The 12,997-nt window shown below is 66.3% G+C and carries 12 protein-coding genes; 4 read left to right on the forward strand and 8 right to left on the reverse strand.

Annotated elements, in window-relative coordinates; translation table 11 throughout:
- Positions 1 to 126: 126 nt before the first annotated feature.
- Positions 127 to 1,869, forward strand: a complete 1,743-nt coding sequence (locus LZD57_RS03695; RefSeq protein WP_233717765.1) for an AsmA family protein — start codon at positions 127 to 129, stop codon at positions 1,867 to 1,869.
- Between the two features lie 232 nt (positions 1,870 to 2,101).
- Complete coding sequence (locus tag LZD57_RS03700; protein ID WP_233717766.1) at positions 2,102 to 3,364, forward strand: hypothetical protein; 1,263 nt, start codon at positions 2,102 to 2,104, stop codon at positions 3,362 to 3,364.
- Positions 3,365 to 3,396: 32 nt separating this feature from the next.
- Here LZD57_RS03700 and LZD57_RS03705 read toward each other — a convergent pair whose 3' ends face one another.
- The 8 genes from LZD57_RS03705 to LZD57_RS03740 all read right to left on the reverse strand — a co-directional run bounded on the left by LZD57_RS03705 (position 3,397) and on the right by LZD57_RS03740 (position 10,758).
- Positions 3,397 to 4,215 (reverse strand): ABC transporter permease, encoded by an 819-nt coding sequence (locus tag LZD57_RS03705; RefSeq protein ID WP_233717767.1) that lies wholly within the window; start codon positions 4,213 to 4,215, stop codon positions 3,397 to 3,399.
- Positions 4,215 to 5,165 carry an ABC transporter permease gene (locus LZD57_RS03710; protein ID WP_420844732.1) on the reverse strand — a complete coding sequence of 317 codons (951 nt, stop codon included), beginning with the start codon at positions 5,163 to 5,165 and terminating at the stop codon, positions 4,215 to 4,217. Before LZD57_RS03710 ends, LZD57_RS03705 begins: the two co-directional genes overlap by 1 nt.
- A 10-nt stretch (positions 5,166 to 5,175) precedes the next feature.
- Positions 5,176 to 6,312 carry an ABC transporter ATP-binding protein gene (locus LZD57_RS03715; RefSeq protein ID WP_233717768.1) on the reverse strand — a complete coding sequence of 379 codons (1,137 nt, stop codon included), beginning with the start codon at positions 6,310 to 6,312 and terminating at the stop codon, positions 5,176 to 5,178.
- Positions 6,313 to 6,379: 67 nt separating this feature from the next.
- A complete protein-coding gene (locus LZD57_RS03720; RefSeq protein ID WP_233717769.1) occupies positions 6,380 to 7,474 on the reverse strand; it encodes a polyamine ABC transporter substrate-binding protein in 1,095 nt (364 codons plus the stop codon).
- A 121-nt stretch (positions 7,475 to 7,595) separates the two neighbouring features.
- Positions 7,596 to 8,069: a GNAT family N-acetyltransferase gene (locus tag LZD57_RS03725; protein WP_233717770.1), complete on the reverse strand. Its 474-nt coding sequence runs from the start codon at positions 8,067 to 8,069 to the stop codon at positions 7,596 to 7,598.
- A 94-nt stretch (positions 8,070 to 8,163) separates the two neighbouring features.
- Entirely contained in the window at positions 8,164 to 8,958 is a 795-nt protein-coding gene (locus LZD57_RS03730) for an aspartyl/asparaginyl beta-hydroxylase domain-containing protein (RefSeq protein WP_233717771.1), read from the reverse strand.
- Between the two features lie 152 nt (positions 8,959 to 9,110).
- On the reverse strand, positions 9,111 to 10,532 hold the full coding sequence (locus tag LZD57_RS03735; RefSeq protein WP_233717772.1) for a helix-turn-helix domain-containing protein: 1,422 nt from the start codon (positions 10,530 to 10,532) through the stop codon (positions 9,111 to 9,113).
- 85 nt (positions 10,533 to 10,617) lie between these two features.
- Positions 10,618 to 10,758, reverse strand: coding sequence for a hypothetical protein (locus LZD57_RS03740; RefSeq protein ID WP_233717773.1), 141 nt, complete (start codon positions 10,756 to 10,758; stop codon positions 10,618 to 10,620).
- A gap of 400 nt (positions 10,759 to 11,158) precedes the next feature.
- Here LZD57_RS03740 and aceA point away from each other — a divergent pair, with 400 nt between their 5' ends.
- Positions 11,159 to 12,466 carry an isocitrate lyase gene (gene aceA / locus LZD57_RS03745; protein ID WP_233717774.1) on the forward strand — a complete coding sequence of 436 codons (1,308 nt, stop codon included), beginning with the start codon at positions 11,159 to 11,161 and terminating at the stop codon, positions 12,464 to 12,466.
- A 226-nt stretch (positions 12,467 to 12,692) separates the two neighbouring features.
- A complete protein-coding gene (locus LZD57_RS03750; RefSeq protein WP_233717775.1) occupies positions 12,693 to 12,950 on the forward strand; it encodes an SMc00767 family acetate metabolism repressor in 258 nt (85 codons plus the stop codon).
- Positions 12,951 to 12,997 lie beyond the last annotated feature (47 nt).

Below are 12,997 nucleotides of genomic sequence, written 5' to 3' on the forward strand. Positions count from 1 at the left end.
ATCGAGGGGAGAAGCAGCGGCGTGCGACCCAGATGGCCGGCATCGAGACGAGGACCGGCGGACGGCTCAAGGGCCTCCGCGAGGCTCTGGCGTTGGCGTTGGCAGACGGCGGCGATCGCCGCGGCGATGGCGCTCGTCCTCGTCTTCGCCGCGGTGCTGCCCGGCCTCGCACTGGGGTCCGACGCCGCCCGGGCGCTGGTCGTCGAGCGACTGGAGAGCCTGACGGGCCGCAACGTTTCGATCGACGGCCGCATCGACTTTTCGATCCTGCCGCGCGCCCGCCTCAGCCTCGAACACGTCCGCCTCGGTGACGACGACTTCACCATCGACACGCTGGTCGCAGATTTCAGCCTGTTCGACGTCATCGCCGGCAAGGGCAAGATCTCCGGCCTGGTGCTCGTCCGGCCGGAATGGCGCAGCCCCGACGCCCCACCGGCCGTCGAGGGCATCGCAGCGGGAACCGGCAGCGGGCTCGTGACCGGGCTCCACTCGCTGCTCGGCCGCCTCGGCGGGATCGGCGAGGTCGAGATCCGCGAAGGGCTGTTTCGTCCCGCCGGGCCCGGCTTTGCCGGCTCGAGGGGTATCAGCAACGCCAATGTCCGGATCGACCAGTCGGGCTCCGGCGAGACCTTGCGCCTTGCCGGCAGCTTCGTCTGGAACGGTCAGCCGACGACCGTCGATCTCGACGTTTCGAGCGACCGTCCGCTGATCCAGGGCGGCCAGGGCAACGTCGATTTCAGCCTCGATTCGCCGGCTCTGACCGCATCCTATTCCGGCACCGTCGCGATCACGGATTTTCGCCGGGCGGAGGGACGACTGTCGCTCTCCACCCAGTCGTTCACCCGCGGCATCGAATGGCTGTTCGCCCCGTCGATGCGCATTCCCGAGCTCGGCGCGATCAACCTGGCGGGCGACCTGTTTCTCCAGGGTCGGAGCGCCGAGTTGCGGGAGGCGGCGCTGAGCGTCGCCGGCTCCCAGGGGCGCGGCGCCATGGAGGTCCGGCTGGAGAGCGGCGTGCCGGTGATCGGCGGAACGCTGGCCTTCCCCGAACTCAACCTCACGCCGATCGCCCGGTCGATCGCCCCCTTTCCCCGCAACCCGTTGGATTTCGAGCGTCCGCTGGGGATCGATTTCGCCGACGCGCTCCAAATGGAGATCCGCCTCTCGGCGACGGAACTGGCGCTCGGCACGATCCCCTTCGAGGACGTCGCCGCGGTCATCAGTGTCGGTGGCGGCACGGCCAAACTCGACGTCGGCGACGCGACGCTGTTCGGCGGACGGGGCCAGGCGGCGATCATCGTCGATGCCCGTGCAGGACGTCCGCAACGGGTCGAGGGATGGGTCAGCGCCAGCGGCATCGATACGGCCAGCCTGATGTCGAGCCTTGCCGTCGAGTCGATCGGCCTCAGCGGGAGGTCGGCGATACGCGCCAAGCTCGAGGCGCCCGCCGACGACTGGCGCGCCGTTCTGTCCGGCATCTCCGTGACGGCGCAACTCGATGCGAGCAACGGCACGATCTCCGGCTTCGATCCCGGCGTCTTCACCGAGCCCGGCGCGCGGCCGCTCGCTGCGGGAGCGCGGGACGGCACGGTTCCCTTCGTCACACTCGACGCGGCGCTGGCGCTCGACGGCATGACGGTCGACCTCGAGCGGATCGAGCTTCGCAACGAAACCGGAACCTTGACGGCGGCGGGGCGATATTTCGCGAAGTCGAACGAGATCCGGATGGCCGGGAAGTTCGATCCGGTTTCGGCCGCTCCCTCTCTCCCGGTGGGCCGGCCCTCGGCGGAAACGAAGCCGGTCGCCTTCATGATGAGGGGCCAGTGGCCGGACCCGTCGGTGACCACCGAACCCGCGCCGACGCAATGATCGTCACCGTCAAGCGGCGCACCGGAAGAACGGCCAGCCGCAATGCCGTCCAGCCGCTTGGCTCGCTCAAGCTCCTGAGCGCACAATCCGGCCGAGATCCGGAATGTATTCCATCATCACGACCATGAAGCGAAATTGGCCCATGCCGCGCCGAGCCGAAATTCCCGTGTTCCCTATCGCCCCCCTTTCCCCCCGCGCTGATGGGAGGCTCCCTGCCTCCGTCCGTTCGACGATGGCGACGGCGCTCGCAGCTCTCGTGGTTCTCGCCGCGACGAGCCCGCTCGCAGCGCAGTCCGTCATCAAGCTCGGTGAACCGGCAGCGCCGCGGACGGGCCAGACGCCGACCACGGCAAGCTGCGGCGCCGGAAGATACCATGCGGCCCTGGCGGCAATCAGGGACGGGCAGTATCAGGCGGTCGAGACAGCCCGCGAGACCGCCGCCGAGCCGGACCCGACCCTGCCGGGGCGGCTGCTCTTCACGCCCATCGTTCCGCCGAAAAGCAATGACGGCCGCAAGGCTCTGATGTCGGCCAATCAGCTCGCCCGCTCGCAGAACCGACCCGGATGGATGGTCAGCACCGATTCGCGCTGGGTGATGAAGGAGGTCGGCAACGAGCTCGGCCGCTATCTCGGCCAGGACGAAACCGAATTCTTGTGCGGCGGCGTCCCGGACTACCTGAAGACCCTGCGCGGCTATCTCGCCCGGTTCGGCGGCGATCGGAAGACGCTGGACGCCCTCGAATCGGCTCAGGCCGAAATCGCTTCCGACAGCATCCTCGCCACGCACGCCGCGCTCCGCCCGGTGCCGCTTCCGACGCCTGCCCCGGCCGATCCCGCCGTCGCGAGCGGTCAGGTCGGCCCCGCGGAGGCGCAAGCTCCGACGGCCGGGAGCGATCTCAGACCCGCCTTCGGGATGCGCGAGGCCGCGCATGGCGCCGCGCCGAGGAATGCGCCGCAAGCCGGCCGAGCGGCCGGGCGAGGCACCGAAACCGGCCCGGCCCCGACCGCCGGCACCGTCGGCTCTGCGACGATGAGCGGCGAATCGGCGGGCGATCCGGACCTGCCGCCGCTGAGCGCGCCTCGGCCGATCGATCTGTCCACCGACGCCGCTCGCCTCGCCGCCCTCGATGGCCTGATCGACGCGGCCCGGCGCAGCGGCGCCCTCGACGAAACGGCCCCGACACCCTCGCCGGCACCGCTCGTGGCCGGGACGGCTGCCGAGGCGATTGAAAGCGGAGGCTCGGATGGGGCGAGCGCGCGTCCCGTCATCGCGCGGCTCTCGGCCCTCAGACCGCTCGTCTACGGCTCGAACTCGCCGATCCGCGACGTCGCGGTCCGGCGGCGGCTGATCGACAGCTTCTCCTCCGTCGAGATCCTCGACTATCTCGCCCACCGCCCGGCCGAGAGCGCCGACTCCGTCCCCGCCGCGATCGGCCGGACGCTCGACGCGATCGGCGAGGCCCATGCGCAAAGCTGCGGCTGCGACGGCAACTGACGGACCGGCGGTCCGCACGGGCGATCGGGAACTCAACCTTCGGCGGCCAGCCGCTCGTTGCGGGCCTGACGCACCAGACGACGCTTGTTGATCAGCGTCGCGACGATGACGCCGACGGAGACGATGGCGATGAGGATCGTGCAGACGGCGTTGATCTCGGGCGTCACGCCGAGCCGGACCTGGCTGTAGATCTTCATCGGCAGGGTCGTCGCCCCCGGCCCCGTCGTGAAGGAGGCGATGACGAGATCGTCGAGCGACAGGGTGAAGGCGAGCATCCAGCCGGCCGCGACGGCGGGCCAGATCAAAGGCAGGGTGATCTGGAAGAAGGTGACGGTCGGCGTCGCCCCGAGATCCATCGCCGCGTCCTCCAGCGAGCGGTCGAAGCTGACGAGGCGCGACTGCACCACCACCGTGACGAAGCACATGGTGAAGCTGATATGGGCGAGCGTCACCGTCCAGAAGCCCCGGTCGAGATCGATCGCGACGAAGAACAGGAGCAGCGACAGGCCGGTGATCACCTCCGGCATGACCAGCGGTGCGTAGACCATGCCGGTCATCAGCGTCCGGCCGGTGAAACGCCGGTAGCGCGCCAGCGCGATCGCCGCCATGGTGCCGAGAACGGTCGCGATGCTGGCCGAGAGCAGCCCGACCCGTAGCGTCACCCAGGCGGCGTCGAGAAGGCCGCGATTGTTCCACAGCTCCCGATACCAGACCGTCGAGAAGCCCGACCAGACGGTGACGAGGCGCGAGGCGTTGAACGAATAGACGACGAGAAGCACGATCGGCAGGTAGAGAAACGAAAAGCCGAACACCATCGAGACGACGTTGAATTTCGACAGCCGCCAGCCCATCAGCCGATCCTCGCCTGCTGGCGCTGGAAGACGACGATCGGCACCACCAGAATCGCCACCAGCACCACGGCGACCGCCGAGGCGACCGGCCAGTCGCGGTTGGTGAAGAATTCCAGCCACACCGTCTTGCCGATCATCAGGGTGCGCGAACCGCCGAGAAGGTCGGGGATGACGAACTCGCCGGCAGCCGGGATGAACACCAGGAAGCAGCCGGCGACGACGCCGGGCAAGGACAGCGGAAAGGTGATCGTCCAGAACGACTTCAGCGGCGGCGAGCCGAGATCGGCAGCGGCCTCGATTAGGCTCTGATCCATCCGGTCGAGGCTGGCATAGATCGGCAGCGTCATGAAGGGCAGATAGGAATAGACGATGCCGATGAAGATCGCCGTCGGCGTGTTGAGGATCACCAGCGGCTCGGAGATCAGGCCGATCGAGATCAGCAGCTGGTTGAGCAGCCCCTCCGGCTTCAGGATGGCGATCCACGCATAGACGCGGATGAGAAAGCTCGTCCAGAACGGCAGGATGACCAGCATCACAAGCGTCGTGCGCCAGGCGGGCGGCGCCTTCGCCATCCCGTAGGCGAGCGGATAGGCGATGAGGAGCGTCAGCACCGTCGACGCCGCGGCGATGGCGAGGCTGAGCACATAGGCATTGAAATAAAGATCGTCGCTGGAGATCCAGACGTAGTTGTCGAAAGAGAACTGCTGGAGCCCGCTCCACCATGTGGAAGGATCGCCGAAGGTCGGCAGGTAGGGCGGCATCGCCACGGCGGTCTGCGACAGCGAAATCTTGACGACGATCAGGAACGGCACGAGGAACAGGGCGACGAGCCAGAAATACGGCACGCCGATGACGATGCGTCGGAAAAGGCCCCGCGATCCAAATCCACACTTGCGGCGAGTTCCGGGATCGCCGCTTCGCTTTCGATCGATCGCCGGCTCGGCACCCATCCCGTTCGTCCTATTGCGTCAGGACGAGGCCGGCGTCCTCGTCGAAGGTGACGAAGGCCCGGTCGTGCCAGGTCAGTTGCAGGGGCGACTGCCGTGTGGCGTTGACCATAGCAACCTTGACGATCTCGCCGGTGTCGAGACGGATGTGGAAGGAGGTGACCGGCCCGAAATAGGCGATGTCCCAGACTTCCCCTTCCATGACGTTCGGCCCGGAGATCGGCTCTGCCGCGATCTTCAGCTTTTCCGGCCTGAGCACGTAGGAGACCTTCTGGCCGGTCTCGACCGGAACGTCCCGCTCGGCGACGATGTCGAAGCCGCCGCTCGTCTCGATGGTCACCCGGTCCCCCGTCGCCGAGCGCACCGTGCCCTCGAAGACGTTCACGTTGCCGACGAAATCGGCGACGAAGCGGGAGTTCGGCGCCTCGTAGATCTCCGCCGGGGTGGCCACCTGAAGGATCCGCCCCTTGTCCATGACGGCGATGCGATCGGCCAGCGTCATCGCCTCTTCCTGGTCGTGGGTGACCATGATGAAGGTGGTGTGCAACTGATACTGGAGATCCGCGAGTTCGAACTGCGTCTCCTCGCGCAGCTTCTTGTCGAGGGCGCCGAGCGGCTCGTCGAGGAGCAGGACCTTCGGTCGCTTGGCCAGCGAGCGGGCGAGCGCGACGCGCTGGCGCTGGCCGCCCGACAGTTGCTCGGGCTTGCGCTTGGCGTAATCCTCCAGCTTGACGAGCTTCAGCACCTGCTCGACGCGATCCGCCATCTCGCCCTTCGCCATCCGCTCCTGTTTCAGGCCGAAAGCGACGTTCTTCTCGACGCTCATGTGCGGAAAGAGCGCATAGGACTGGAACATCATGTTGACCGGCCGGCGATAGGGCGGAATGCCGGCCATGTCCTCGCCGTCGAGGACGATGCGCCCCGACGTCGGCATCTCGAAGCCGGCGAGCATGCGAAGCAAGGTCGACTTGCCGCAGCCGGACGCCCCGAGCAACGCGAAGAATTCACTCTCGAAGATCGACAGGCTGAGGTCGTCCACCGCCTCGAAGTCGCCGAACCGCTTGGTGACGCCCTCGAAGCGCAGGAAGGGGGTTGAAGCCGGGTCGATCCAGGGCGCGAAATCGCGGCGGATGCTGCCGAGCGATTTCATGGCACCCGATGAAACGTTGGCCGCGAACGCCACGCTGCGGCCGAATTCTCGACTCGCATGAGCCTCCCTACTGCCCCGTCACGATGCTGGTCCACAGGCGGGTCTGGATCCGCTGCGCCTTCGGTCCCTTCGGCAGGATCGCAGTGAGCCGCTTCTGCGTTGCCTCGGGAGGATAGACGCCCGGATCGTCGAGGATGCTCTCGTCGACGAACTTCTTCGCCGCAAGATTTCCGCTGGCATAATTCACGACGTTGCTGGCTTTGGCTATGACCTCCGGCCGCATCAGGTAGTTCATAAATTCGTGCGCGGCTTCCGGATGCGGCGCATCGGCCGGGATTGCCATGTTGTCGAGCCAGATCACCGCGCCCTCCTGCGGGATGACGTATTTGACCTCGACGCCCTGCCCGGCTTCCTTGGCGCGATCGCGCGCCTGCAGCATGTCGCCCGACCAGCCATGGGCCATGCAGATGTCGCCATTGGCGAGCGCCTGGATGTTCTCCGAGGAATGGAACTTGCGGACATAGGGGCGGATCGCCATCAGCAGGTCCTTGACCTTGGCAAGATCGTCCGGATCGTCGGAATTGGGGTCGAGGCCGAGATAGATCAGCGCCGCGGGAACCACCTCGTCGGCAGTATCGAGCACGTAGATCCCGCAGTCCGAAAGCTTTTCGGCAAGCTTCGGATCGAACAGGAGCGCCCAGGTATCGAGCGGCTGATCTTCGCCGAGCCGCTTCGTCACTTCCTCGACGTTGAGGCCGAGCCCGGTCGTGCCCCACATGTAGTTGATCGCGTATTCGTTGCCCGGATCGTATGTCGCCAGACGATCCATGATCTCCGGGTCCATGTTTTCCAGGTTGGGCAGCTTCGACTTGTCGAGCTTCTGGAACACGCCGGCATTGATCTGGCGGGCGAGGAAGCTGCCGGTCGGGACGACGATGTCGTATCCGGTGCCGCCGGTGAGCAGCTTGGTCTCGACGAGTTCGTTCGAATCGAACACGTCGTAGACGACCTTGATGCCGGTTTCCTTGGTGAAATCGGAAAGGATCGATTCGTCGATATAGTCCGACCAGTTGTAGACGTTGACGACCTTGTCTTGGGCCTGAGCTGCGGTCGCCATCATGGCCGTCGCCAGGCCGAGCCCGGCCAGAATTCTCCCGATCATCCGCACCACCCCATTTCCCGATGCCATCACGCGCCTGCGAACCATGCGGCAACCATAGCGGCAAAAACGACGCGATTCCTAGCCCGGCCGAGGCGAGAAATGGAACAAATGCGCCACCTGCTCAATCCTGCGTCAGGCGGACCATGAAGCGGGCATCATCGCCATAACCGGCGAGCTTTTCGGCAGAAACCTCTCCATCCGTCGCGACGAAGCCGAAGCGCTGCCAGAAGGCGGCCGTTCCGTAGACGGAGACGAGACAGGCGCGGGGAAAGCCGTCGGCGATTTCGAGGAGCGCCGCGACGACGGCCTCGGCGTGTCCCCGCCCGCGGGCCTCCGGCGCGATCGCGACGTCGTGGATGTAGAAGGCGTCGGCGTCCGGCGGGATCGCCCCGACGAGCGTGTCGAGCGAAGGCGGATGCGGATAGTGGATCGGGTGGGCGAGCGCATAGCCGGCGATGCCCTCGCCGCACACGAGGACGCGGCAACCCTTCGGAAAAAGCTCCAGCCGCTCGGCGAAGACCGCCTCGTCTTCCGGTAGACCGGGATGGATGCGGCCGGCGAGCTGCATCACCGCCGCGAGATCGGCGATATGCATGGGACGCCAGGCTGGTGAGGGACCCGCCATCATCGGCGGCGGACCGAGATAGGCCGAGAGCGCGCGATCGCGGCGGCGGCCGCCGCGATCTCGGTCACCGGTGCTTGGTGCCCTCGCCGTAGAACAGCTTCTCCCACTTCTTGTGCGCCTTGTAGCCTTCACGGATGAACGGCGTGAACACCGCCATGTTGAGGACGGCCTTGTTGGTCATCTTCGCGGGGAAGTTCAGCGGCTTCTCGAAGTCGACGAAAAGGACGACCCGGACCTTGTCGGAGTGGTTCCAGGCCTCGTGCTCGTAGGCGTCGTCGAAGATCAGCGCCTTGCCCTCTTCCCAGTGGCAGGTCTGATCGTCGACGCGGATGCCGATCTTGTCGGGCTCGTCCGGCACGATGAGGCCGAGATGGAAGCGCAAGACGCCGTTATAGGGGCCGCGATGGGGCGGCAGATGCTTGCCGGGTTCGAAGATCGAGAACATCGCGGACTTCAGCCCCGGGATCTTCTGCAGGATGCGCCAGGTCTCGGGGCACTGGGCGATGGCGTTTTCCGAGGTGATGCCGTAGCCGCAGAGGAAGAAGGTCTTCCAGTTGCTGTCCGACGAGATCGAGCGGACCTCGGACGAGATTTCGTGGAAGGCCGGCAGGTCGCCCTTGCGCACCAGGACCTTGTCGAGTTCGGCGCGGATCAGATGCCACTCCTTTTCGACCTCGCGCGCCCAGGGAAAGGCGTCGGTCGGAAACACCGGCGGGTTGCCGACGGCCGAGTGTTTGAGATTGAGCGCCTCGGCACCGTCGACGAGCTTCTGGACCGTGCGGGCGACGAGACCTTCCCGCGTCATCGTGTCCTCGAGGCCCTTCGTCTTCAGATTCTGCTGGCTGACTCGCTTGTCCATGATTCTACGCTTTGCTCCGCACGGCCCGTCCGCGGCGGCCGAATCGTCCCGGCGCCCACGGCCACCGGGGACCGCAACGTGGATTTATGACGGTTCGGTGACGGGTGGGGCCGCCTCGACCAAAAGGATTTGACGCCGATTTGGACCTCACGTCACTGGAAGTCAAACGCCGAGAGGCCGGTGACCATTTCGTCGAGGCCGAGCGGCCGGGTCAGCGGCGGTTCGGCGCGGGCGAGGCAGCCCTGCCGCTCGCACAGCCGGCAGGCAGGGCCTATCCTGAGGATCGCCGCCTTGTCGCCGAGATGGCGGCCATAGACCGTCTCGTCCTTGAAGCCGATGTCGCAGCCGATCAGGATCGCGGTGCGCCGCGGCCGCTCCTCGAAGCCGCCGGACAGACCCTCGAGGGTCCGGGCGATCAGTAGGAATTCCGCTCCGTCCGGCATCTCCGCCCGCTCGACGAGGATCTGCCCGGGCTGAGCGAAGGCTGCGTGAATCGGCAGTTTCGGACACCCTCCGCCGAAGCGCTGCAGGGGAAAACCGCGCGCGCCTGCCCGGCGGAACCGGTTGCCGGCATTGTCGACCTCCAGCATGAAGAACGGCACGCCCGGCGCCCCCTGCCGCTGCAGCATGGTGAGCCGGTTGGCCGCCTGCTCGAAGGAGACCTGGAAGCGACCTTTGAGCACGTCGACGTCGTATGCCGCCCGCTCGGCGGCGCTCTGAAAGGCGCCATAGGGCATCATGAGAGCATGGGCGGCGTAGCGCAGAAGTTCGAAGCGGGCGAGCCGGCGGGCTTCGTCCGTCTCGAAGGTGAAGGTGCGACCTTCCGCCTCGATCACCTCGCCCATGGCAAGATGGCAGACCTCCATGGCGGTCTCGCGCGTCCGGTCGGCGCTCGACAGACGCTCCGACAGGAACAGCCGGCGCGAATGCCGGTCGAACCGTCGCCGCCAAAGCGGCATCGTCGCCAGCGGCAGGACACGGACCGAGACCTCGTGCTCACGGCGCAGCCAGGCGCGCATCGCTCCGAACAGGTCGTCGCCGGGCGCCAGCCGGGCATGCAGTGCCTCCGCTGCGGTCTCGATGGCGGCGAAGAAGTTCGGCCGCGTCTCGAAGACCTCGTGGACCTCGTCGATCGGCAACCGCGTGCCGGCCGAACCGAGCATGCGCCCTTCGCGGGCAAGAAGCTGAGACAGGTCGCTGAGGCGGGTCTGCTGCTCGCGATAGGCACGATAGAGCTTGGCGACGCCCGCCGCTGCGTTCGGGGCGGCATCGGCGAGTTCGACCAACTCCTGGTCGCCCGCCAACTCGCCGGCGAGCAGCGGATCGGAGAAGATTGCCTTCAGTTCCGAGAAGACGCCCTTCTCGCGCCCCGCCTGAAGATCGGCGAGATCGACCTTGTAGGTCTCGGACAACTTCAAGAGAAGCTGCACCGTCAGCGGCCGCTGATTGCGCTCGATGAGGTTGAGGTAGGACGGCGAGATGCCGAGTTGCTCGGCCATCGCCGTCTGGGTGAGGTTGAGCCCGTTGCGGATGCGGCGGATGCGCGGGCCGGCGAAGATCTTGTTCTCGGCCATCAGCGTCCGGCACCTGCCCGGGCAAGGCTCCGGCCGTGCGCCATCGCGCCACCGCGCCGGCTGCGCCCCGCGCGGCTTCGCAGCCTCAGGCGGCCAGCGTCCTGCCGGTCTTGCGGGCGCAGGCAGGGCCGGGTCCACGCATGTAATAGCGCTCCGGCCGGTAGCTCGGCCGGAAGAATTCGATGACGGTCCGCATCATGGACGCGATGATCTGTGGGCCTGACATGACACCCTCGACGGTTTCGTTCCTCCACCTCCCAATGGAAGCACGAGACTACTTCCCGAAGCTTGACGAAAAGCGAATGAAAAGAGCTGCTTAGGTGCATAACGGAACCATCCGTCGGGCTGTTTTGAGGCAGGGCACGAAGGTCGGCATGAATCCATCGGGGCTGCGGCGTTCGGGTGACACCTTCAAGATCTGCGGAATGGCCAGCCGTAGGCTTTTACAGATTTGACAATATTACAAATCGAGCTCGTCAAAGACAACACATCGCGACGCGAATTTTCGGCCTGATCGACCCGTTCGCGCTTCGTTTGAGCCCGAAACGGTGACAGATATCGCTCCATGCGGCGAGACAGGCGACGACGGCCGCTGCCGCAGACACCGCAGCATGGAGAGTTTTGCAATGACTGACTTTTACAATCTCGTCCCGTCCGCGTCGGAAGGCCGCTTCGACGACGTGGCGCGTCCCTACGGTGTCGAAGACGTGATGCGCCTGCGCGGTTCGGTGCAGATCCGCTACACCCTCGCCGAAAACGGCGCCAACCGTCTCTGGAAGCTGATTCATTCCGAAGATTTCGTCAATTCGCTCGGCGCCATGACGGGTAATCAGGCGATGCAGCAGGTCCGCGCCGGGCTGAAGGCAATCTATCTGTCGGGCTGGCAGGTCGCTGCCGATTCCAACACCGCCTCGGCGATGTATCCCGACCAGTCGCTCTATCCCGCCAATGCCGGGCCGGAACTCTGCCGGCGCATCAACCGGACGCTGCAGCGGGCCGATCAGATCGAGACCTCCGAGGGCAACGGCCTATCCGTCGACACCTGGTTCGCCCCCATCGTCGCCGATGCCGAAGCCGGCTTCGGCGGCCCGCTCAACGCCTTCGAGCTGATGAAGGCCTATATCGAGGCGGGCGCCGCCGGCGTTCATTTCGAGGACCAGCTGGCCTCGGAGAAGAAGTGCGGTCATCTCGGCGGCAAGGTGCTAATCCCGACCCAGGCCCACATCCGCAACCTGACCGCCGCGAGGCTTGCCGCCGACGTGATGGGTGTGCCCTCGCTCGTCGTCGCCCGGACGGACGCCGAGGCCGCGAAGCTCCTGACCTCGGACATCGACGAGCGCGACCGGCCCTTCGTCGACTACGACGCGGGCCGCACCCCGGAAGGCTTCTACCGGGTCAGGAACGGCCTCGAGCCGTGCATCGCCCGGGCGATCGCCTATGCGCCCTATTCCGACCTCATCTGGTGCGAGACCTCCAAGCCCGATCTCGATCAGGCGCGGCGCTTCGCCGAAGCGGTGAAGAAGGAGCATCCGAACCAGCTCCTCGCCTACAACTGCTCGCCGTCCTTCAACTGGAAGAAAAACCTCGACGACGCGACGATCGCCAAATTCCAGCACGAACTCGGGGCGATGGGGTACAAGTTCCAGTTCATCACGCTCGCCGGCTTCCACCAGCTGAACTTCGGCATGTTCGAACTCGCCCGCGGCTACAAGGACCGGCAGATGGCGGCCTATTCGGAGTTGCAGCAGGCGGAATTCGACGCCGAGTCCGTCGGCTACACCGCCATCAAGCACCAGCGCGAGGTCGGCACCGGCTATTTCGACGCGGTGTCGATGGCGATCACCGGCGGCCTTTCCTCGACGACGGCCATGGGCGAATCCACCGAGAGCGCCCAGTTCCGGAAAGAGACGCCGCTCCACGTCGCCGCCGAATGAGGCCGGCGGGCGGAGCCGACGGCATCGCCGCGGCCCCCCTGTCTCCCAACAGAACCAGCGGGACAGCTTTCAGCCACGGCTCCCCGCTCCGGGGACCGGGCGGCCTTGGGAGATGCCGTCCGGTCCCGCCCCGGTACAGCAGTTCACCAACATCGCCGCCAGGCGCGGCAAACCGGATCGGCGCGTCGGAGCCCCTCGCCCGCCGCCGATAATCAGGAGGAAGATCATGAGCGCAGTCGCCCACGAAGACCGCCCCCGCACCCGTGTCAAGGAGCGGGCCGAGGAGCAGTCGTCCGCCATGGACGAAGCCCAGCAGAGCGCCATCCGCATGCTCGCCAACGACCTGCACCGCCTCAACCAATCGGTCATGAAGGCCGTCGAGGCCGGCGTTTCCGTCGAACTCGTCCGTTCCGCCCGCCACCATGGCGGCAACGGCAATTGGGGCGACCTGCTGATACCGGTCGTTCTGAAGAAGGGCGATTGAGTTCGAACGCTCGCCGCGAGGTCCTCGCCGGCCGAGGTTCACTCTCG

It is taken from the genome of Jiella avicenniae, assembly GCF_021390325.1.
Classification (GTDB): Bacteria; Pseudomonadota; Alphaproteobacteria; order Rhizobiales; family Rhizobiaceae; genus Jiella; species Jiella avicenniae.

Excerpts from the sequence above, each read along its gene's own strand:
- LZD57_RS03695 (WP_233717765.1), top strand. The coding sequence starts at position 127 with ATGGCGCTCGTCCTCGTCTTCGCCGCGGTGCTGCCCGGCCTCGCACTG.
- LZD57_RS03700 (WP_233717766.1), top strand. The coding sequence starts at position 2,102 with ATGGCGACGGCGCTCGCAGCTCTCGTGGTTCTCGCCGCGACGAGCCCG.
- LZD57_RS03705 (WP_233717767.1), bottom strand. The coding sequence starts at position 4,215 with ATGGGCTGGCGGCTGTCGAAATTCAACGTCGTCTCGATGGTGTTCGGC.
- LZD57_RS03710 (WP_420844732.1), bottom strand. The coding sequence starts at position 5,165 with ATGGGTGCCGAGCCGGCGATCGATCGAAAGCGAAGCGGCGATCCCGGA.
- LZD57_RS03715 (WP_233717768.1), bottom strand. The coding sequence starts at position 6,312 with ATGAAATCGCTCGGCAGCATCCGCCGCGATTTCGCGCCCTGGATCGAC.
- LZD57_RS03720 (WP_233717769.1), bottom strand. The coding sequence starts at position 7,474 with ATGATCGGGAGAATTCTGGCCGGGCTCGGCCTGGCGACGGCCATGATG.
- LZD57_RS03725 (WP_233717770.1), bottom strand. The coding sequence starts at position 8,069 with ATGCATATCGCCGATCTCGCGGCGGTGATGCAGCTCGCCGGCCGCATC.
- LZD57_RS03730 (WP_233717771.1), bottom strand. The coding sequence starts at position 8,958 with ATGGACAAGCGAGTCAGCCAGCAGAATCTGAAGACGAAGGGCCTCGAG.
- LZD57_RS03735 (WP_233717772.1), bottom strand. The coding sequence starts at position 10,532 with ATGGCCGAGAACAAGATCTTCGCCGGCCCGCGCATCCGCCGCATCCGC.
- LZD57_RS03740 (WP_233717773.1), bottom strand. The coding sequence starts at position 10,758 with ATGTCAGGCCCACAGATCATCGCGTCCATGATGCGGACCGTCATCGAA.
- aceA (WP_233717774.1), top strand. The coding sequence starts at position 11,159 with ATGACTGACTTTTACAATCTCGTCCCGTCCGCGTCGGAAGGCCGCTTC.
- LZD57_RS03750 (WP_233717775.1), top strand. The coding sequence starts at position 12,693 with ATGAGCGCAGTCGCCCACGAAGACCGCCCCCGCACCCGTGTCAAGGAG.